Origin of the sequence: Rhodocyclus tenuis, from assembly GCF_014197755.1 — a bacterium.
GTDB lineage: Bacteria > Pseudomonadota > Gammaproteobacteria > Burkholderiales > Rhodocyclaceae > Rhodocyclus > Rhodocyclus tenuis.
In genome coordinates this window covers 29552-49215 of sequence record NZ_JACIGE010000013.1, presented here as the reverse complement: position 1 = coordinate 49215, position 19664 = coordinate 29552, and the positions used below count along the sequence as shown (strand labels likewise).

General features: G+C 66.4%; 17 protein-coding genes. All 17 read right to left on the bottom strand.

From position 1 onward, the window contains the following. Window position 1 precedes the first annotated feature (1 nt). The 17 genes from GGD90_RS15400 to GGD90_RS15320 all read right to left on the bottom strand — a co-directional run bounded on the left by GGD90_RS15400 (window position 2) and on the right by GGD90_RS15320 (window position 19620). A complete protein-coding gene (locus tag GGD90_RS15400; RefSeq protein ID WP_153117605.1) occupies window positions 2-922 on the bottom strand; it encodes an AAA family ATPase in 921 nt (306 codons plus the stop codon). An 82-nt stretch (window positions 923-1004) separates the two neighbouring features. Continuing rightward, complete coding sequence (locus GGD90_RS15395) at window positions 1005-1724, bottom strand: transporter (protein ID WP_221227803.1); 720 nt, start codon at window positions 1722-1724, stop codon at window positions 1005-1007. Window positions 1725-1834: 110 nt separating this feature from the next. After that, window positions 1835-3331, bottom strand: coding sequence for a di-heme oxidoreductase family protein (locus tag GGD90_RS15390; RefSeq protein WP_153117607.1), 1497 nt, complete (start codon window positions 3329-3331; stop codon window positions 1835-1837). 27 nt (window positions 3332-3358) lie between these two features. Further along, complete coding sequence (locus tag GGD90_RS15385; protein ID WP_153117608.1) at window positions 3359-4423, bottom strand: hypothetical protein; 1065 nt, start codon at window positions 4421-4423, stop codon at window positions 3359-3361. Then, complete coding sequence (locus tag GGD90_RS15380) at window positions 4420-6732, bottom strand: secretin N-terminal domain-containing protein (RefSeq protein ID WP_153117609.1); 2313 nt, start codon at window positions 6730-6732, stop codon at window positions 4420-4422. Before GGD90_RS15380 ends, GGD90_RS15385 begins: the two co-directional genes overlap by 4 nt. After that, entirely contained in the window at window positions 6729-7256 is a 528-nt protein-coding gene (locus GGD90_RS15375) for a hypothetical protein (protein WP_153117610.1), read from the bottom strand. Before GGD90_RS15375 ends, GGD90_RS15380 begins: the two co-directional genes overlap by 4 nt. A 4-nt stretch (window positions 7257-7260) precedes the next feature. After that, entirely contained in the window at window positions 7261-8493 is a 1233-nt protein-coding gene (locus GGD90_RS15370; RefSeq protein ID WP_153117611.1) for a type II secretion system F family protein, read from the bottom strand. 13 nt (window positions 8494-8506) lie between these two features. Beyond that, window positions 8507-10132 (bottom strand): GspE/PulE family protein, encoded by a 1626-nt coding sequence (locus tag GGD90_RS15365; protein ID WP_153117612.1) that lies wholly within the window; start codon window positions 10130-10132, stop codon window positions 8507-8509. Next, the gene (locus tag GGD90_RS15360; RefSeq protein WP_153117613.1) at window positions 10132-11241 is read right to left on the bottom strand and encodes a type IV pilus twitching motility protein PilT; all 1110 of its coding nucleotides are present in this window, start codon (window positions 11239-11241) and stop codon (window positions 10132-10134) included. The genes GGD90_RS15365 and GGD90_RS15360 overlap by 1 nt, the downstream gene beginning before the upstream one ends. Beyond that, window positions 11238-11972, bottom strand: coding sequence for a hypothetical protein (locus GGD90_RS15355; protein WP_153117614.1), 735 nt, complete (start codon window positions 11970-11972; stop codon window positions 11238-11240). Before GGD90_RS15355 ends, GGD90_RS15360 begins: the two co-directional genes overlap by 4 nt. Further along, window positions 11969-13828, bottom strand: coding sequence for a hypothetical protein (locus tag GGD90_RS15350; RefSeq protein ID WP_153117615.1), 1860 nt, complete (start codon window positions 13826-13828; stop codon window positions 11969-11971). The genes GGD90_RS15355 and GGD90_RS15350 overlap by 4 nt, the downstream gene beginning before the upstream one ends. Next, entirely contained in the window at window positions 13825-14937 is a 1113-nt protein-coding gene (locus GGD90_RS15345) for a type II secretion system protein (RefSeq protein ID WP_153117616.1), read from the bottom strand. The genes GGD90_RS15350 and GGD90_RS15345 overlap by 4 nt, the downstream gene beginning before the upstream one ends. After that, the gene (locus tag GGD90_RS15340; protein ID WP_153117617.1) at window positions 14937-15464 is read right to left on the bottom strand and encodes a hypothetical protein; all 528 of its coding nucleotides are present in this window, start codon (window positions 15462-15464) and stop codon (window positions 14937-14939) included. The genes GGD90_RS15345 and GGD90_RS15340 overlap by 1 nt, the downstream gene beginning before the upstream one ends. A gap of 17 nt (window positions 15465-15481) precedes the next feature. Continuing rightward, window positions 15482-16420 (bottom strand): type IV pilin protein, encoded by a 939-nt coding sequence (locus tag GGD90_RS15335; protein ID WP_184415233.1) that lies wholly within the window; start codon window positions 16418-16420, stop codon window positions 15482-15484. Window positions 16421-16471: 51 nt separating this feature from the next. After that, complete coding sequence (locus GGD90_RS15330) at window positions 16472-17038, bottom strand: iron transporter (RefSeq protein ID WP_153117619.1); 567 nt, start codon at window positions 17036-17038, stop codon at window positions 16472-16474. A gap of 94 nt (window positions 17039-17132) precedes the next feature. After that, on the bottom strand, window positions 17133-18533 hold the full coding sequence (locus GGD90_RS15325) for a 4Fe-4S binding protein (protein ID WP_153117620.1): 1401 nt from the start codon (window positions 18531-18533) through the stop codon (window positions 17133-17135). A gap of 115 nt (window positions 18534-18648) precedes the next feature. Then, complete coding sequence (locus GGD90_RS15320; protein ID WP_153117621.1) at window positions 18649-19620, bottom strand: type II secretion system protein; 972 nt, start codon at window positions 19618-19620, stop codon at window positions 18649-18651. Window positions 19621-19664 lie beyond the last annotated feature (44 nt).

Sequence of the window (19664 nt, the reverse complement as noted above, 5' to 3'; positions counted from 1 at the left end):
CTCATGGCAGTGCCACGGCGTCCACAATGCTCTTGGCGCAGGTTTCGGCGCCGAGCGCGTTGCCCATCCCCAGGCGGTGGATGGCGACGGCCGGGAAGATCGCCTGGATGTCTGCCGGCAGTACGTGCTCCCGGCCGTCAAGCAAGGCCCAGGCGCGGCCGGCGGCGAGCAGCGCCAGCGCGCCGCGCGGCGACAGTCCATAGACCAGCCCGGCACCGTGCCGCGTGTGTTCGGCGAGCGCGCGCACATAGGCGAGCAGCGCGTCGCTGGCATGCACGGCGCGCGCCGCCCGTTGCAGCGCGAGCAGCGCCGCGCCGTCGAGGCTGGGCGCGAGGCGCTCGAGCAGGTCGCGGCGATCTTCGCCACGCAGCACTTCCATTTCTGCCGACGCGTCCGGATAGCCGAGCGAGATGCGCATCAGGAAGCGGTCGAGCTGTGCCTCGGGCAAGGGATTGGTCGACAGCTGGTCGACCGGGTTCTGCGTGGCGATGACGAAAAAGGGTTCGGGCAGCGCCCGCGTTGTGCCGTCGCTCGATACCTGCCGTTCTTCCATGGCTTCGAGCAGCGCCGACTGCGTTTTTGGCGAGGCGCGGTTGATTTCGTCGGCGAGCAGCAGCTGCGTGAAGATCGGGCCGGGATGAAAGACGAACTCGCCTTTCTCCTTGTTGAAAATCGCCGCGCCGGTGAGGTCGCCGGGCAGCATGTCGTTGGTGAACTGCACGCGGTTGAATGACAGGCCGAGCGTCCTGGCGAGCGCGTGCGCGAGGACCGTCTTGCCCATTCCGGGCAGGTCTTCGATCAGCAGGTGGCCGCGCGCGATCAGGCAGGCCATCGACAGCTTGACGGCGTGGGGTTTGCCGAGCAGGACGCTGTTGACTGCGGCGATGGCGCTGGAAAGTGCGGGATCGGTTGGCTGTTGCATGGATTTCCTTTCAGGGGGATTCGGGGCCGCCAGGGCGGCAGTGTGGATTCATGACGGAAGGTGGCGGCGCTGCAGAAGCGCGTCAGAAGCGCATTGACAGGCCGACGCCGCCGCCGCGGCCGACACTGCGTTCGTTCAGTCCGCGTTGCGCCGACAGGTCGAGCTGGGTGTCGTTGCTGAGCAGCCAGGCGACAGCAAAATTGAGGAAGGCTTCGTTGCCGCCGTTGCGTGCTGTGGCAATTCGCGGTAAGGCCAATTCGCCGAGGACGCGCCAGCGCTCGCTCAGCTGCCGGCCAAGCATCAGCCCAAGGCTGCCGGATACATGGCGCTCTCCGTCTGCGCGCTCGACTGCCAGCCCCGGCATCGCGCCAAACGACCAGCGCTCGGCCAGTTCCCATTCCATGACCGCGCGCAGCGATGGGCGCGTTCCCTGACCGCGGAAATTGTGGCTGCCGCTGGCAAGGTCGGCGTGCAGCAGCCAGCCGAGGCTCGGCTGCAGGCCATTGGCGTCGAGCATGTGCCACTTGAGCCCGACGGACGCATCGGCCCAGCCCGCACTTGCCGCGTTGCCGCCGCTGGAGCTGCTCTGTGTACGCAGGCGTCCCTCGCTTTCGAGGCGTACTTCCCAGTCCTCGCCAACACCCAGGCGCAGCAGCGTCGGCGTCGAACGCTGGCGGGTCGTGCTGCCGTCACTTTCGCTGCGCTCCCAGAGCGCGCTGGTTTCGATCTGCGCCCGGCCGGCGCCGACGGTTTCCGCAGATTCGACGAAATCGGGACGGTCGGTCGTGATCGGCCCCGCCATCGCGAGTGGTCCCGTCAGCGTCGCCAGCCAGAACGCGAGGGCGGCACGAGCGCGTCTGCCTCCCTGCCCCTGCTCGCCGCCCTGCCGCGAAGGGTTTATCCGGTTTGTCCTCATAAGGACTCCAGGAAGCGGATCAGCGCCTGCCGGTCGGCGCGTGGCAGCTTCACGAAGCGCTGTTGCGCAACGGCCGCCTCCCCGTCGTGCCACAGGATCGCCTCCTGCAGACTGCGCGCGCGCTGGTCGTGCAGGAAGTGCGAGTGGTGATTGCTGCGTTCGGTCAGACCGATTCCCCACAGCGGCGCTGTTCGCCACTCCTGTGCGCCGGCTTCGCCGTCGGGTCGGCCGGACAAGCCCGGCCCCATGTCGTGCAGCAGCAGGTCGGTGTAGGGATGGATGGTTTGCCGACGCAGGCGTTTGATCGGGTGGCTGTCGCCGGTCTGCAGCGTCTCGCGGTGGCAGGCGGCGCAGCCGGCCTGCGCAAACAGGCGTTCGCCGCGCATGACCTGCGGCTCGTTGACGTCGCGCCGCGCCGGCACGGCCAGTAGTTGCAGGTAGACGGTCAGCGCCTGCAACTGCTCTTCAGCTAAATCGGGGCGATCCGTGGGCATCGCGGCAACGGCCAGTTGGCAGGCTTGCTGGCCCGGCAGGCATAACTCGCGCGGATGCAGCGGCGAGGTGATCCCCATGTCGTTGAAGGCAGCGCCGGCGGTCTGTGCGCGCAGATTGGGCTCGTTCGCCTTGAGCGAAAAGCGGCCGATGACGGTCTTGCCGGTTGCGGGATCGCTCACCCGGTTGACGCGCCCCGAAACGCCGTCGGCGTGCGCCGCGATCGAGCTTGCCATCGCCAGCAAAGTGCTGTCGTCCACCGCTTCAAGCAGCCCCATGCCGACCAGTCGTGGCGCGCTGCGCGCTTCGATGATCAGGTTTTCCGGCAAGGGACCATAGCCCGGATGGTCGACACGGAAGTGCGGCCGGCGCAGACGATAGGGCTCGCCGTCGGGGAAAGTGCCGGGTAGCTCCTCCCATTCGATGACGCCCAGTCCTTCGGCGGGAACGCCGGCGATCGACTTGTCGCGCAACTGACTGTGGTAGCCGGTCGGCGCCTGCCAGCCGCCCTTGCCGTCGGCAACGCTCAGGCGCAGGAAGATGCCGTTCATCTGCCCGCCGGTCTGATAGGGCGATTCCACTGGGCCGTCGCGGAAATGGCAGGCGCCGCAGGCATTGGCGTTGTAGAGCGGGCCAAGGCCGGCGCGTTCGCCGTCGATGCGCGGCGAAACGGCGGGGACGAACGCGTGTTCGAACAGGCCGTCGCCGTCCTCGAATATCTTCGCGTACTGCCAGGGCAGATTTGCTGCGGCCTGCCCGAAGGGTTTGAAGCCTTTGTGGAAACTCGTCAGGTCGCCGCCCGAGAGACTACGCGGGTCGGCGAGCGCGAAAGCGCTCATGTCTTCGTCACCGTAGCCCGACTGCCAGGCCCAGTGCGTCTGCCAGATGCTCCAGCCGAGTACGGCAAGCGCCAGCGCAAGGATGGCGAGGGAGATTGTTAGCCGGCGTGGTAGCCAGCGTGGTAGCCAGCGCTGGCCGGGCAATTTGATCGAGAGCTTCATACGGGCGAGGCGGCGACGATCCGGAACTCAGTACTCGACCCGGTAGCCCAGGTGGGCCGACCAGCTGTCCGAGATGACTTCGTTGAGACGGGTCGAACTGCTTGAACCGTCGGAAAGGTAGGTCGTGTCGGTGCCATTCCTGAGCCTGAAATCGCGCTTGCTCAGATCCAGCGTCAGCCGCTGGTCCCGGGCGAGCTGCCAGTCGGCGCCGACTACGGCCGACCAGCCGCTGCCGTCTCCCTGGTGCACGAAACTGACCGGATGCGCGTAGCTGCTGCGCAGATTCCAGTTGGCCTCGGCTTCGTAGCGGAAGTAGTGCTTCTTGATTTCGCTGCGCAGGGCGAGCTTCCCGGTCGCCTGGAGCTGGCCATCGATACCGAACCAGACGCTGTTCCAGACCGGGTTGTACTTGCTGTCGAGGCCGCCGATCGTTCCCAGTGGAGGGGCGAGACCGTAGTCGGACAGCACCTGCCGTCCGTCGCGCATGCGGTAGCGGCTGTCGTAGCGGGCAAAGCCGAGCATCGGGGTGAGCGAGGCCGTACGCCCGAGCGGCAGTTTCCACCCCGCGCCGATCGAGATGTCGAGCATGCGGCTGCCCGTCGGGCTCGCATACGAACGCGAAAACTCTGCCTGACGGTTGTCCAGAAGATAGTCAGAGTCCTGGACTTCTCCGCCGGCGAAGCTTTGCGCGTAGGCGAGAAAGCTCTTCACGGTAAAGCCTGAGGTATGGGTCCACACGCCGTCGACGCGGACTTCGCTGGCCGGAACCTGCCAGCGCAGTTCCGACAGGACGTTCGGACCACCGTCGACGCCGATGTTCCAGCGGGTCGTCTCATGGCGTTGGCCAAGCGACAGCTTGAAATGGCCTTCGCCCTGCACCTTCGGCCAGTTGGCATCGACATTGACCGCGCGTGGTCCGTCGTCGTCGAATACGGTCAGCGTCGGCGCCTCGGCGATCGCCAGGCGCGTTTCCCGTGCGTCTCCTCCTGCGAAGACAGTCATCGAGCCCTCGGCAAAAGGGTCGGCGAGTACCGGCTGGCTGATGAGCAAGCTCAGGATCGCCAGCGCTGCGATGCGTTCGCGCAAGCTCATTGACGTTCCACCGATTGTTCAAAGGGTTGCCGGGAGATGGCATAAGCCCAGGCCCACGAGCCGGCACTGCCACTCGCTTCCAGCCTTGATTTCTCGAGCACGATCGCTGCCCACCTGCCGCGAATCAGCGTCGCCGCCAGCGGTTTGGGCTGGCTGCCGAGATTGATCAGTTGCAGCGCGGTCACGTAGAGCCCGTCGCGCTGCCAGCTGGCACTCGGGCGGGCTTCGATCCCGTCGGCCAGTGCAATCCGCTGGTGGTCGGGCAAGGGGACGGCACTCAGTCCTTCCTGCGGCGCCGCGGTCGGGTCTTTCTGCCGGACCGTGCTCGCTGCCGCGCGCGCCAGTGCCGCGAAGCTGGTATCGCCGTCGCGGCCGCTGGCAATGCCGGAGGCGGGAAGCGCGGACGGGGTGTTGCTCAGTTTCGGCAGGATCGGCGTAGTCGGGATCGTCGCCCCCAAGGCGTTGAAGTCCTGAGTCTTTTTTTGCGCGACGCGGTCGGCGTCTTCGGGCTTTTCGAGTACGCGCGGGGTGATCAGCAGGACGATCTGCGAGCGCACCGAGGCGCGCACGTCGCGCTTGAAGAAGGTGCCGACGATAGGGATATCGCCGAGCACCGGCACCTTCTCCTCGTCGCGTTCGATGCTATCGCGGATCATGCCGCCGACGGCGACAGTCATGCCGTCCATGGCGTGCGCGGTCACTTGCAGGTTGGCGGTATTGACCGTGTCGATCGGGAAGTAATAGATGTCGCCGTTGGCCGTGGCGATCGGAATCGTCGCGTCCTTGAGCTTGACCGTCGAACTGTCCTGGTCGATGGTCAGGCTGACCGAGCGGTCGCCGTTGATGCGCGGCAGGATCGACAGCGTCTGGCCGACGTCGCGTTTTTCGGTCTCGACGGTGATTGTGGTGTTGGTCGCGCCAGTCGTGCCGGTGGTGCTTGCCGACGAGGCGCCGACGGTGAGCACGCGTTCGTCGCCGATGAACAGCCGCGCCAGCTGGTTGTTGGCGGCAACGAGCATCGGCGAGGACAGCACCTTGAGCTTGTTCTCCTGCGCCAAGAGCTGGAAGCGCAGGCTGAGTTTGTCGCTCATGATCTGCCAGATCGCCGTCGCGTCCTGCTCGACGTCGAACAGGCCGGTCTGCAGCGAGTTGCGGGCGTAAGTCGAGGTGCTGCCGAGCGCACCGGTCGTCAGTGGGCCGCTGGTTTTCGATTTGCCTGAGCTGCCGATGTCGAAGACCGAACGGAAACCGTCGTCGAGCGTCACTTCGAGGATCTTCATTTCGAGCAACACCTGCCGCGGCGGTTTGTCCATGTCCTGGATCAGACGGGCGATCTGGCGCAACGCCTCGTCGTCGCCGCTACGCACCAGCAGCAGATTGTTCAGCTTGTTGTAGGTGACGTAGATCGTCGGCCCCTGACGGGCGGCTGCGTCCTGGATGTCGGTGATGCCGACGACGGGACGCCCGTCTTCATCGAGCTTGATCTGCTGGTCGATCCGCTCCTGGCCGAGGCGGCCGAGGTCGCTGCGCGGGTCGTAATTGGTGGCGGCACCACCCGCCACACCCGAACGGTTCAGCAGCGCATTGCCCATGGCGCTCTGGTTGAAGCTGCCGCCCATGAGGTTGCTGTTGTTGCCCATGTTGTTGCCGGTGTTGCTGCCACTTCCCGAAGTGCTCCCCGAGCCGCTCCCCGATGTTCCCGTGCGATTGCCGCCGGTGCTCACCCGGTTGCCGCTGCCGAGGCTGACCGGCGGCGTTTCCTCGATCGGGATGGCGAGCGCGACGCGGCTGCCATAGAGCGCACGGATGGCGTTGGCGGCGGCGACGACATTGTGGTGGCGCAGCGTGAATACCGAAGTCTGTTCGTCGCGGACGATCGCCAGATCCTTCTGGTATTCGGCGCCACTCATCACGACGTGGGTTTTCGACGAGGGGTCGAAGCGGTACCAGACGCCCGCCGCACGACAGAGGTTGCGCAGCATGTCTTCGACGGTGGCGTCGTGCAGGTAGAGCGAGACGACCTTGTCGGCGACGCTGCCGGTGACGACGATATTGGCCCGGGCGATCTGCGACAGCAGTCGCGCCGCCTCGTCGAGGCGAACCTGCGTCAGCTGGATGTCGCCGAGAGAACCTGCGGGCTTTACCGGCTCGGCAGTGTTCTTTGCTGCCTTGGCTGCGCGCACTGCTTTCGCTGCTGCAGGCGCGCTGCTCGTCGCTGCCTCGCGCGGGGTGGCGGACTCCTGCGCCGAGGCCGGCACGAGCAGCAGCGACGGCAGGAGCAGGGCAAGCAGCGTGCGCGAGTGCTTCATCGCAGCACCTTCCGGCCTTGTGGCAAGCCGGGATTGGCGAGCGCGACGCCGTCGTGGTCGATCGTGACCTGATAAGTGCCGAGGTCGCCGAGGTCGATCAGTTCCTTGTCCATCACGGTAATCGTTTCCTGATTTCTGATTTGCAGTTGGGCGGCTGAGTGACCGCGGATCAGCAACACCGCCTTCAGGCGGATGAAGCGATTGAGCTCGAGAACGCTGGCGCCGCCGCCACTCTGGTAGCGGTTGCCGGTACGCCCTTCGCGCAACTGCGGCGAGACCTCAAAGGGGTCATTGGTGCTGTCGAAGCGACGGGCGGCCGTTCGTGGCAGCAGCGCCTGCCGCGCGGGCAGGCCGGGTGCTGCCGTTGCGGCGGCAGCGGGTGCCGCAGCGGCGCCTGCCGGTCGACTGCTGGCTGGCGGTTTTTCGGCGGCAGGCGTTTGCGCCTGCGCAGCCGGGGTCATCACGACCACGCTCAGGAGTACGGCTGCGATCGGCCGGGATAGCGGGAACATCAGGGAGCTCATCGGCTTAGCCGCCTCCGGTTGACACGGCAAGAACCGCCTGGAAGAAGGCGTAGTAAACAAAGCCGACGATGCCGCCGATGACCAGCGTCAGCACGGGTTCGATCAAGGTGGAAAGGAGCTTGACGCGGGAGTCCAGCTCCTTCTGGTAGTGATTGCCGAGCGCTTCCATCACCGACTCGATCTCGCCGCTGCGCTCGCCGATCGCCGCCATGTGCTGGACCAGAGACGGGATCGGGTCGCGCGCCAGCGCTACCGCCATTGCCCGGCCCTCGAGTACCTGTTCTGCTGCCAATTGCAGGGCGCGGGCGAGCGCCTGGTTGCCGGCGATCTGGCTGACCGAGCGCAGCGCCTCGAGCACCGTCAGGCCACTTCTCAGCATCAGCCCGAAAGTCCACGCCACCTGCGCCATCGCCGCGGCCATCATCGTGCTGCCGAGAACCGGCAGGCGCAGCAGGAAGCGGTCGCTGACCAGGCGCACGCGCGGGATCCGCTGCAGCAGGAAGTTGCCGACGATCAGTGCGGCAAAAGCCACCGCCAGGACGAAGCCCCAGCGCTGCAGCCATTCGGCCATATCCATCATCGTCTGCGCCGCCCAAGGCACCGACTTGCCGCGCGACTGCAGGAAAACCGCGAAGCGCGGTACGACCGAGCCGACCAGAAAGGTGATGACGCCGATCGACGCCAGCGTGACGATCGCCGGGTAGGTCAGCGCGGTGATCAGCTGCCGGCGGATGTCGCTGCGGCGCTCGGTCAGCGCGCTCAGACGCTCGAAGACCAGATCGAGCTCGCCGCTGGCCTCGCCGGCTTCGGCGAGCTTCACGGCAATCTGCGGGAAAATCGCCCTCTCCTGCGACAGCGCCGCCGAGAAGCTCTTGCCGCCGCTGATTCGCGCCGAGCAGCGCTCGAGCGCGCGCGCCAGCCGCGGCCGCGAGGCGAGACGCGCCGACACCTCGAGTGCCTCGACGATGGTATGGCCGGCGCGCAGCATCAGCTGCATCTGCCGGTAGAACATGGTCAGGTCGGCGTTGCGTACCGACAGTCCGGCCTTGAACTGATGGAGGAGGTAGCTGCCGAGCTGCAGCAGCGAACGCTGGCGAGCGTCTCCGGCAACCAGCTCAAGGATGCGCAGTCCCTGCCGGCGCAGTGCGGCACGCGCTTCGCCGAGGTCGACGGCCTCGATCTGGCCGCGCAGTTCCTTGCCCTGCGCGTTCAATCCGGCGTAACTGAAGGTCGGCATGCGCTTTTGCTCCTCAGCTGGCCAGGTTCAGGAAGGGGCGAACTTCGGCCAAGCTGGTCACACCGCGCAGTACCTTGTCGCGCGCGTCGTCGCGCAGTCGCCAGAAATTGCCAGCCGCGCGCGACAGCTCGCGCTCGCCGGCGCCGTTGGCGATGTGTTCGGTGAGATCGGCATCGAGCCACAGCGCTTCGAACAGGCCGACCCGGCCGCGGTAGCCGCTGCCGAGACAGCGCGGGCAGCCCGCCGGCTCGTGGATCAGGCAATCCTGTGCGCCATTGCCATCGCCATCGCCATCGCCGCAGCCGAGCAGCAGCCTTTCCTCGGGCGATGCGGCGCGTTCCTTGCGGCAGTGCGGGCAGAGCATGCGTACCAGCCGCTGCGCGATGACGCCGTGCAGCGTCGCGCCGATCAGGAAGCGTTCGCAGCCGATGTCAGCGAGACGGGTAATTGCGCCGACCGATGTGTTGGTGTGCAGCGTCGACAGCACCATGTGGCCGGTGGCGGCGGCCTTGAGCGCGACATCGGCGGTGTCGAAGTCGCGAATCTCGCCGACCAGGATGATGTCGGGGTCGTGGCGCAGGAAGCTGCGCAAGGCGTCGGCAAAGCCCACCTTGCTGTTGACCTGCACCTGCGAGATGCCGGCAATCACCTGTTCGACCGGGTCTTCGGCGGTGAGGATGTTGAGCGCGTTGGCGTCGAGTTCGCGCAGCACGGCGTAGAGCGTCGTGCTTTTGCCGCTACCGGTCGGCCCGGTGACGAGGACGATGCCGTGCGGGTGCGACAGCGCTTCGCGCACGCGGCTGACCATGAAACCGGGCATGCCGAGCGCGTCGAGCGTCTGCCGGCCCGGATCGCTTTTCATCACGCGCAGCGTCAGCCGTTCGCCGAACTTCACCGGCGCCGAGGCGCAGCGCATCTCGACCGGATCGACGCCTTCGCCGAGCGGGTAGCTGAGGCCGCCGTCCTGCGTGGCGCGCGACTCGGCAATGTCCATTCCCGCAAGCACCTTCACCCGCGAGATCATCCCTTCGCCGAGGCTGGACGGCAGCAGGCTGCCCCAGGCCTGCAGGCGGCCGTCGATGCGCAGGCGGACGCGCACGCCGTCCTTGACGCTTTCGATGTGGATGTCGGAGGCGCGGCGCAGCAGCGTTTCGCGGACCAGCCGCTCGAACAGCGCGACCGGTTCTTCGGCCGCCGTGTCGCGCGCCTCGCCGGGCGCGAAGCGCGCGATCAGCGGCGCGATGGCATCGGGTTCGACCACCGCCAGCGGCGTATTCGCACCGAAAATGCGGCGCGCGGTCTCGATGCCGAGCTGATCGGCAGGATCGCTGACGGCGAGGTAGAGCTTTCCTTCCGGCGTGCGCAGCGGCACCATCGGATGCCGCTTGAGCAGCGTCGCCGGCAGACGCGCGGCAGCTGCGTCGAGCTGCCAGCTGTCGAGCCGGGCGTAGGGCAGCTCGTTGACTTGGGCCAGTGCCATGTACAGGGCGGTGATCGGCAGGCCGAGCTCAACCGACAGGGCGCTCAACAGCGGCTGGCGCGAAATCCTGGCCTGACTGCGGAGGCGGTTTACCGTTTCGCGGTCGAACAGCCCGGCCTGGACGCCGGCGCTGATCAGCGCCGCTTCGTTGAGGATCATCAGTCGCTCCTCCCGGCACGCAGCAGCCGGTCGAAGTTCTGCACATCGCGCGCGCGGCGGCGGCCTTCTTCGACGCTGATCAGCTTGTCGCGGGCAAGCGAGGACAGCGAGTGGTCGAAGGTCTGCATTCCCGCTTCGCGTCCCGATTCGATCGCCGAGTAGATCTGCGCGGTTCGCCCCGAGGCGATCAGGTTGGCGACCGCCGAGGTCACCTGCAGCACCTCGACGGCAGCAGTACGCCCGGCGTGTTCGGCCGAGGGCAGCAGTTGCTGTGCGACGACGGCTTTCAGCACCAGCGACAGGCGGTGCCGGGCGACCGACTGTTCCTGTCCGGGAAAGGCGCCGACAAAGCGTTCGATGGCGCCGGTGGCGTCGGCGGTGTGCAGCGTCGAAAAGACGAGGTGGCCGGTTTCGGCTGCGGTCAGCGCGGCGCGCATCGTCTCGGTGTCGCGCAATTCGCCGACGAGGATCACGTCCGGGTCTTCACGCAGCGAGGATTTGACGGCGCTGGCGAAATCGGGAACGTCGGTGTGCAGCTCGCGATGGCTGATGATCGCCTTCTTCGGCGTATGAACGAATTCGACCGGATCCTCGATGGTCAGGATATGAGCCTGATTGTTGCTGTTGATCTCGTTGATGATCGTCGCCAGCGTCGTGCTCTTGCCGCTGCCGGTGACGCCGGTCACCAGCACCATGCCGGCCGGCAAATAGGCAAGATCGCGCAGGCTCTTCGGCAGGCGCAGTTCGGCGAAGCTGGCAAAGCGCGAGGGCAGATGGCGTGCAACCAGCGCCGTCTGACCCAGGCTGCGGAAGACGTTGATGCGGAAACGCTCGCCGCAGCCCGAGCTGTGGCCGAGGTCGACCGAGCCCTTCTGCACCAGATCAGCGTGCTGTCCGGCAGCGAGCAGGCTCGTCAGCAGTTCGCGCATGCGTTCGGGCGACCAGATTTCTTCGCTGAGCGTCGAAATCTCGCCATGTACGCGCCAGGAGGGTGGGCGATCAGCGCTCAGGTGCAGGTCGGAGGCACTGTTTTCGACCATGGCATCGAGCAGGGCGTCAAACACCGCGCGCGCCGGAGCGCCGTTCAGGCTGAAGGAAATCGCGCTCATACGGCAAACCTGATCTGCACTTCCAGCCATTGCCGTAGCGGGGCGCCGGTCTGCGGATTGCGGTCGACCTGTACCGAAATGTCGCTGCTCACCGGTGCCGCGACGTAGGGCAGGTCGGCCAGTCCGTCGAGAAACTGCATCAGGCCGCGATAGCTGGCGCGTGCGCGCATGACGATCAGCGGCCGCTTGAACGGGTTGGCCTGCGCCGCTTCCTTGATCATCTGCGGCGTTGGCGGACGGTCCTTGTCCTCGACGCGCAGGTAGACGTGTTCGAGCGCCAGCACTTCCATGTCGCCGGACTCGGCGAGGTTGGTCAGGCCGGTCTTGAGCACGTTCAAGGCGAGCGTGTCGTCGAGCGGAACGAAGCTGCCGTTCAGGCGCGTCACTTCCTTTTGCGTGACTTCCAGTTGCTGGCGCAGTGCTTCGAGCTCGTGCCGGGCTTCGGTCAGGTTCTTGCCACCGAGGCTTGGGGGTGGCGGCTCGGGCGTGTTTGGCGTTTTGGCAAGGCTCTTTTCGCGTGCCCCCTGCTTTTCCATCGCGTATTCGATCTTTCCCAGCCGCGTGTGGCCAAGCGGCCAGATCAGGCCGAAGTAGATGGCAATACAGAGGGCGATGCTGATCGCCGTGTAGGTGTTCTTTTCCTTTGCCGGCAGCCCTTGCCAGAAAGAAAGCAGGGTGCGCAGACGCGATGGTCTTGCGCCGGACTTGCGACGGGGACGTATGGCGTTCATGGTCGGCTGGCCGGGGTGACGGCGGAAATGCCGGTACTGGGCGCGGGTGGCGCGGCGCGGCGCGAAGCTTCGGGCGTACGCGCTTCGCCTTCGAGGTCGTCGCCGTCAAGCACCAGCCAGAAGCTCACTTCGTGGCCGGAACGCCCGTTGCGCCCCTTGCGCTCGACGATTTCCGTCTGTGCGACGCCATAGCCAAGCGCTCCGGTCAGTTCCGCAGTGCGATTGACGAAATCCTGCGCCGCCGTATAGCTCGGTGACCAGGCGACGACCTGCATCGACGACGCGTTACTGCTCTGTTTGCTGTTGCGCAGGCCCTCGAGCACGGCGTCGCCGCCGACTGCCTGTGCCAGTGCCAGCAGCAGGTCGGGCAGGTTGTGGCGCATGGCGGTGATCGTGCTCAGGCGTTCGCGGTCGTTGAGCAAGGGTTCGAGCTGTTTCCGACTGCTTTCCAGATCGCTCGCCAGCGCCTTGAGCTCACTGTTGAAAGTGGCTTCACGCTGGCTGTTCAGGGACTTTTCCCGGTCCACGCGGGCGCGTTCCTCCAGCTGCGCATCGAGACGCTGCAAGCTGAACTGCTGAACGCCTTCAATACCGGCGAGAACGACGACGACCAGTCCGAGCGCGGCAAGGCGACGTACGTCGTGGTCTTTCCATGGCGAGCCGCGCAGTTCACGGTCGACAATGCGTGGCAGTTGCGGCGTCCGGCTGAAGGCTGCTCTCGCCAGCGCCGGCCAGAAGTCCCGCCAGACTTCCTGCGGCTGGCGCAGGCGTGTGGGGTGGCCGGTGCACAGCAGCAGTTCGTCGCACAGCGCCGCGGCACCGGCGTCTTCGGGATAAACGCAGACGAGTTCGAGTTGCGTGCGCGTATCGCCACCCCAGTCGGCGATCAGCCGGCACAACCAGTCGGTCTGCAGCGCGCGCTCCATGCGACCTTCGTTGCGTGTTTCGAGCACCTGACCCGCCTGACGATGCACGGCGACGACCTCTTCGCGGTGCAGTTCCAGGGCAATCGTTGCGGCCGCGCCCGGTTCGCTCGCGCTGCCGGGGCTCGCCGCTTCGCTGACCAGCCAGGCGAGCGGCAGGCAGGCTTCAAGCCTCAGCTTGTGTTCGGCAAGTGCCTCCTGCCATTCGCGATAGCTGCTGCTGCCGACGCCGCACGCCAGCCACAGCGGGCGTTCCTCGACGATTCGGCCGCACCAGCCGGAGACGATCGTCGCGTCCAGGTGTTGCAAGGCCTGCTGTTCTTCGATGCAGCGGTCGAGCGTCTCGCGCTCGATCAGTTCCATGTCGAGCGCGAGCTCGCCAAAACGCAGCGGCGGCAGTCGCTGTTCACGGCGCGCGACTTCGTGCGCGAGGATCTGTTGCCGCTGCTGTGGCGAGATGTATCCGTTCGCTTCGAGTAGCGCACCAACCGACCAGATGGCGCCGAATTCGGCGAGCACCGGTTCCAGTTCGGACTGGAGCAGCTCGCGCATCTGCGCTGCGGGTCTAGGTTTCTCCGGCGATACCGGCAGTCTGGCAATTGCCGGTTGCAGCGCCCGCGCGGCGAGGACGACGCGGCGCGGCTCGAGCAGCGTCTGCCTGGCCAGCGCGGCGAGCACTTCGTCGAGGGCGGCGGCGAAGCTTGCCTGTCGCGAACTGGCGGTGGCCAGCACCTCGCCGCTTTCTCCCTTGCCGCTTAATAGCGCCGCCTCGAGCTGGCCGAAGTCCCACGCCAGCAGCAGGCGGGGCTTTTCGCCCGGTGTCAGGCGGCGGCGCAGGCCGGACAGACGTTCGCGCCAGGTGCCGGTGCGTGCCTTGCCGGCGACCGAGCGTGCCGGCTTGCCGCGGCGAAGTTTGCCGAGTAGCCGCTTCATCGCAGTTCCATCCTGATGTCGGCCGGTCGCTGGCCGGGAACGAGATTGACGCGGGTGAAGTACCTGTACTTCGTACTGGTGCCGGCGCGATCGTGTTCGATCGCGTCGCTGCCGTCCCAGAGGTTTGCGCTGCTATGGGCAGTCAGCAGCAACAGGTGCTGCCCCTGCGGCACCCAGCTTGGGCCGCTGCTGCTGTCACCGGCCTTGCAGTTGGCGTCGAAGCTGAACACCAGGCTCTGCGAACAACTGATGCCATTGACCAGTCCGTCGCCGGTGCCGTCGAGACAGGTGCTGGCGGCGATCGGCGTCGAATAGCGCAGCCACTCGCCGCCGCTGCTGTTGTTGCGGAAGACGAGCAGGCTGACCGAAAGGTTTCTGGCGGCGATGTCCTGCTGCGTGAAGTTGACGACCGTCACGCTGATCCCCTGCAGCGGCACCAGCCAGTCAGTCTTTGTCACATTCAGTACATGGTCGCTCGCATAGTCGTCGCCACCGACGGCGTTGTCGGCGCCGAGGCTGCTGACGGCAAGGCTGCGCGCGCTGCTGTCGATGGCCAGCGACCAGCCGAAGTTCCGGGCGTCGTCGCTGGCATCTGCGCTTTCGTTGCCCCAGCCGTCGCGAAAACGGCCGTTGAAGGCCAGTCCGCCGAGGTAGTCGCCGCGGTGTCCCTTGACCAGCAGCGCGGCGTTGTCAGAGAGCGCAATGACATCGCTGCCGCTGCCGGCGCAGCTTGCGGCGACCGGCTGCGGGTCGAACTGCGGGCTGACGACCGCCTGTTCGACCAGACTGCCGCGTTGCAGGAGCGTGGCCAGGTCGCCCGGCAGGTCGCCGTTGTCGGCGACAAAACCGCCGATGGCCTTGCCCGGCGCCGGGCCGAGCTGACCGAGGATGGCGCTGCGTAGCTGCTTGAGGCGTTCGCGTGTGTCGTCGTAGCGGATCTGCGCGCGGTCTTCGCTGCTGACGCCGAAGGCGAGCAGAGATACCGAGGTGAGAATGGCGACGACGACCAGCAACTCGATCAGCGTGAAGCCGCCGGCGGCGCGCCATGGCGCCTGCCCGGGAGCTTGCCACAGCGAACGCGCGGCCTGTCTGGCGTGTGCTTTCGGCATCAGTCGGCGAAGGACATGACCAGCAGCGCCGGGCCGCGGGTCGAGTTGTAGACGTGAAAGGCGTAGAAGGTGCGCGCGTCGCCGGGCTTCACCTCGCGCGCGAGACGCGCCGCCGCGGCGTCTTCGATATAGGCGGCGAGTGGCCTTTCGCCACCGTAATCGAGTGCGATGCGCTGGCTGACCTTGGGCGGGTTGCTGATCTTCATCATGCCCAGCGCGCTCATCAGGTATTCCGACTTCTGTGGTGAGGGCAGCGCGCCCAGGGTGGCGCGAAAGCGGATCGGTGACGGTGCAAAAATGATGCGCTGGCCGGGCACCTCGGTTCGCGACGCGGCAACCAGGGTTTTCAGGTCGACCTGCTTGTAGGTGGTATCCGCATCGAGTGCCTGTTCGCTGATCTCGGGGGCTTTCGCGCCGTTGGTTGATCCTGCCGCGCTGACGGCTGGCGCCAGCGCGGCAAGCGCCAGGCCAAGAATCGCGCTGTGCAGCAGCCTTGCGCTCAGGCGGGGAAGTGCTTGTGCTTTCATGTGGGTCTCGTGGTGGATCAGTGATCGAGGCAGAGCACCTGGTCGTCGGCGCCGTCGTCGGCAATCAGGTTGGGGAGGCAGGCGTCGAGCGTGTTGCGGCCGCCGTAACGCCCGTCGCGTCCCCAGTAGACGATCCGGGGATGGTCGTTATTGGCCAGACCGAAAACCGTGAACGGGCGGGCGTGCGCGATCAGTTCCTGCTGCGCGTCGGAATAGCCGATCGTTTCGCGCGGCATCGTTCGCCAACCGAGCATGCAGTTGCCGTTCTCGGCGGATTGCCCGCTGCAGCTGCTGCCGCTCGGGCCGGCGGCGCGATAGCGCGGGCCGGCGCCAAAGGCCGGGATGTCGAGAATCTTGCTGCCGGCGAGCGGTGTGCCGGTGCCGTCGGGCGCGCCGGCAACCAGCGTGCTGGCGTTGAGGTCGGCGCCGTGGTCGACCCATAGCCGGGAAGCGCTCGGCAGGTAAGGACCGTGCCAGCCGCGCCGCGTTTCGGCGTTCCAGCGCTTGAGAAAGGCCAGCGGATGGTTGGCGCACAGCGCCGGCGCGTCAAAGAGCAGTGCCAGATTGGCCGGCGAGGCGAACCACGCGTCCTTGTTGATATCGAGGTCGGGGGCGGCCCAGCTGCGCAGGACGCCGCCGAGTGGATTGCAGCTGACGCTGCCGGCGCTGCCGGATTCGCTCGTCCCTGATGTCGCCAGCGCAAACGGCCCCTGGCCGGGATAGAAGCCCGTATCTGCCTTGAAGCGGCGGAGCGCGTCGGCGAGGCGCTGCATTTCGGCGCGTGCGACCTCGTCCTCGGCACTTTCCTGAACGCCCGCGTAGCCGCTCCACGAGACGAACGACAGTGCCGCAAGAATGGCGCAGACGACCAGCAGTTCGATCAGCGTGAAACCGCGCGAATCGACGCCTCGCCCGACCCCTGGCGCGTGCCGGGCTGGCGTGCCGGCTGCCGCCACGCAGGCGCAGCGGGCCGATTGGCGGAGGGCGTCTGATGCGCGTGACACGGCCTAGTACCCGCCCGAACCACCAACAGCGGTACGCTTGCCGACACCGAGGTAGCTGAAGTTCCAGTCGACGTCGAAAGGTTTCCAGAAGACCATTCCCGTATCGACGCCGATGTGCCGATAGATGCCTTCCGCCGGCGGGGCGACATGCAGCGTCAGGTGGTACTTGCCGAAGCCGTCGAGCTTGACGTTGGCGCCGTAGTGCGGTCCGTACTGGGCAATCGCCGGATCGAGACGCCCTTCGCTCTGCCAGCGGGTGCCGGTTTTCTTCAGCGTGTAGCGCACGTCGAGGAAAGGAATCCAGGCGAACTTCGAAAAGCCGAGCGGATTGGCGCTGGCAGCCTTGATGTGCGCCTGCAGGTAGATGTCGGCATCCTTGCGTGCGACCTTGCCGTTCTGCAGTTCGACCGGCTGGATGTACTCGGCTTCGATCGTCATGCTGTTGCGGACGATGCGTTCGCCTTCCATCTCGGTGATCTTTTCCTGAGTCGCCTGCGCTGGCAGAGGCAGCAGCGCCAGAGCGAGGAGGATTGCCGGAAAGATTGCGTGTCTGACATGTTGTTCGGTCACGACGGGATGCTCCTTTGCGATGCGATAAAGTCGACGGCCGGGGCCTGCATCGAATGCGGGCCGAACGGACAGACGTGCCGCGGGCGTGGGTCGGTCACAGTTCAATCGCCCCGAAGATGGCGACCCACCAGGCGATGCCGATCATGCAGCTGCCGACGACGCCGGGCATGAGCGGCAGCCAGCGCTTCGCGGGGGCGATACCCTGCTCACCGAGCAGCCGGTAGCCGAGCAGCAGGCTCCACAGGAAACCGATGGCGAAGAGCCCTTCCTTGGCGATGCCGGGCGCGTCGGCGCCGAAGGCATCGAGCGGCATGAACAGCTTGGAACCGAGGCCGATGATCAGCGACACCAGCGACACCGGTGCGAACTGGTAGCCGAGTTCGAGGAAGCGCGAGGCGAGCGTGCCGTCGCCGCCTTCCTCGCCGGCGAGGAAGGCCGCCGCCAGTGTCATCAGCCCGAGCACCAGCGCGGTGGCGGCGGCGCAGGCGAGCATGAAGCCGGCAATCATGAAGAAGTCGAGCCAGCTGAATACCTCGCCGCGCGCCGGGTGCACGCTCATCAGCCAGCCCGGACCGCTGTTGCCGATCCAGCTCCAGTCCTGCGCCAGCGCCCACTCGCCGACGCTGCGGCGCAAATTCTGGTAGGACTCGAGCGTCAGCCAGAGGAAGCCGCCGAGCGCGGTGCCGATGGCGACAAAGAAGAAGACGACCTCGGTGATGTTGGGATGGTGCGTGCGGATTTTCTCGACCTCGGCGCCTGGATGGCGGAAGCGCATCTGCAGGCCGCCGCTGTTCTGCGGATGCACGCACTTGAAGCACTCGATGCAGTGGCGCGATTCGTCCTTGCGCTTGATGTCAATCAGCGTCGGGCAGAGGCCGCGTTCGGCGTAGCGCTCGGCGCTGCTGGTCTTTTCGAAGTAGATGATCTTCTTCTGCTGGAAATGCACGATGCCGAGCCGCGAAAACAGCCCGAGCAGCAGTCCGACCGGGCAGGCGTGCCGGCACCAGGGGCGCTTGCCGTTGGTGAACAGCAGGCCGAAGACAATGGCGCAGAGCATGGTGCCGCCGAAGATGATGGCGACCCCTTCGGGGTGTTCGCGCACGCCGACGGTCTGGCCGAGTACGGTGATGACGACGAAGCTGACGATCGGCGTACCTTCCCAGCGCAGCCACGCCGGAATCGGCCGCTTCAGGCCGACGCGGCTGGACCATTCGGAGGCGGCGCCCATCGGGCAGAACAGTCCGCACCAGCTGCGCCCGGTGAAGATCACCGACGCGAGCGTCAGCGGGAACCACAGGCCCCACATGACGTAGTTGGCGAACAGCGCAAAATTCGTCCACTGCGTGTCACCAACCTTTGCCTCGGCCGAGAACAGCGGCGCAAACAGCAGGATCAGGAAGAAGACGAAGAAGACCAGATGCACATAGACGAAGCGCTCGCGGTGGCGAACGAAAAACGCCTCGACGACGCTGGCGACGGAAGCTGGCTGGGTCATTGGGCGACTGCAGAGGGTAGTGCGGACAGAGGGGGGCGGCGCCGGAGAGCTGCTTCCGGCGCCGCGCGGCGGCGGCGGGCAAGAGGCCCGGCCGCCAGTCGGTCAGACGATCGACTTAGGTCTTGCGGACGTTGTCGAACTCGCCGAGTTCTTCGTCCTTGGTGTCGCCCGCGCCATCGACGATGGCCTGGAAGCTGGCCTGGCCACCGGTGGTCGACACGTTCCAGAGGACGATGAAGCGGTTGTACTCGGTCGGCTGCACATGGCGGTAGACCGGCACGTTCGACAGCGCGCCGATGGTGCTCGGCGCGAACAGCGTGCTGTCCGGGCCGACGCCGAAGGCGATCAGGCGGTCGGTCGCGGCGGCGTTGACGCGCACGTTGCCACTCGCGCGCCAGCGATAGGCAGCGCCGTCGGCGATGAGCGGGGCGCTCGCCGCAAAGCCGCAACCATTGCCAGCCGTGGCATCCTTGAAGATGTTCTGCGCCGTGATGTCGGTCGACTTGCTCTTCAGCATCGTCTGGATGAGAGCGCCCGTGGCGCAACTGCCTTCGGTGCCGGCGTTCGGATCCTGGGTGGTATCGACAACCCTGGCGTTCTTGATGCCGACGCTGTCAAGTGCCGCAACGTCGGCGGCGGTGAGCGTGGTCGGCTCGATGCTGCCGCTGCCAGCCGTTCCGTCGCCGATGAGGTCTTCGCTCAGGAAGCCCGTCAGAGGGGTTGCTCCGGTCAGAGTAGCGGTCCCGTTTCCGAGCAGCGAGTCGAAGTTGTCCGGATACATGCCCTGGTTGAGCACGCGGAAGGTCTGGATGCCCTTCGACAGCTCGTCCATCATCGCCACGTGCGCGGCGGCCGAGGCCTTGCGGTCGGTGTCCTGCAGCATGATCGTTGCGGTGCCGGCGATCGCTGCCAGGATGGCGACGACGACGAGCAGTTCGAGCAGCGTGAAGCCGCCCGACTTCTTCTTCAGGCCGTTGAGCTGACGGCGCAGCGCACGGCCGCGTACGGCGGCGGCGTCGATCGACTCGATTCTGGACTTCAGTTCGGCCATCGGCATGGCCATGAGTTTGCTGAGCGTGATTTTCATGTTGGGCTTCCTGATCTGGATGGTTACGGATTCCCAGCCGCTGG

What these genes read in the sequence shown, in the direction of transcription:
- GGD90_RS15400 (WP_153117605.1), bottom strand. Translation starts at nt 922, where the DNA reads ATGCAACAGCCAACCGATCCCGCACTTTCCAGCGCCATCGCCGCAGTC.
- GGD90_RS15395 (WP_221227803.1), bottom strand. Translation starts at nt 1,724, where the DNA reads ATGGCGGGGCCGATCACGACCGACCGTCCCGATTTCGTCGAATCTGCG.
- GGD90_RS15390 (WP_153117607.1), bottom strand. Translation starts at nt 3,331, where the DNA reads ATGAAGCTCTCGATCAAATTGCCCGGCCAGCGCTGGCTACCACGCTGG.
- GGD90_RS15385 (WP_153117608.1), bottom strand. Translation starts at nt 4,423, where the DNA reads ATGAGCTTGCGCGAACGCATCGCAGCGCTGGCGATCCTGAGCTTGCTC.
- GGD90_RS15380 (WP_153117609.1), bottom strand. Translation starts at nt 6,732, where the DNA reads ATGAAGCACTCGCGCACGCTGCTTGCCCTGCTCCTGCCGTCGCTGCTG.
- GGD90_RS15375 (WP_153117610.1), bottom strand. Translation starts at nt 7,256, where the DNA reads ATGAGCTCCCTGATGTTCCCGCTATCCCGGCCGATCGCAGCCGTACTC.
- GGD90_RS15370 (WP_153117611.1), bottom strand. Translation starts at nt 8,493, where the DNA reads ATGCCGACCTTCAGTTACGCCGGATTGAACGCGCAGGGCAAGGAACTG.
- GGD90_RS15365 (WP_153117612.1), bottom strand. Translation starts at nt 10,132, where the DNA reads ATGATCCTCAACGAAGCGGCGCTGATCAGCGCCGGCGTCCAGGCCGGG.
- GGD90_RS15360 (WP_153117613.1), bottom strand. Translation starts at nt 11,241, where the DNA reads ATGAGCGCGATTTCCTTCAGCCTGAACGGCGCTCCGGCGCGCGCGGTG.
- GGD90_RS15355 (WP_153117614.1), bottom strand. Translation starts at nt 11,972, where the DNA reads ATGAACGCCATACGTCCCCGTCGCAAGTCCGGCGCAAGACCATCGCGT.
- GGD90_RS15350 (WP_153117615.1), bottom strand. Translation starts at nt 13,828, where the DNA reads ATGAAGCGGCTACTCGGCAAACTTCGCCGCGGCAAGCCGGCACGCTCG.
- GGD90_RS15345 (WP_153117616.1), bottom strand. Translation starts at nt 14,937, where the DNA reads ATGCCGAAAGCACACGCCAGACAGGCCGCGCGTTCGCTGTGGCAAGCT.
- GGD90_RS15340 (WP_153117617.1), bottom strand. Translation starts at nt 15,464, where the DNA reads ATGAAAGCACAAGCACTTCCCCGCCTGAGCGCAAGGCTGCTGCACAGC.
- GGD90_RS15325 (WP_153117620.1), bottom strand. Translation starts at nt 18,533, where the DNA reads ATGACCCAGCCAGCTTCCGTCGCCAGCGTCGTCGAGGCGTTTTTCGTT.
- GGD90_RS15320 (WP_153117621.1), bottom strand. Translation starts at nt 19,620, where the DNA reads ATGAAAATCACGCTCAGCAAACTCATGGCCATGCCGATGGCCGAACTG.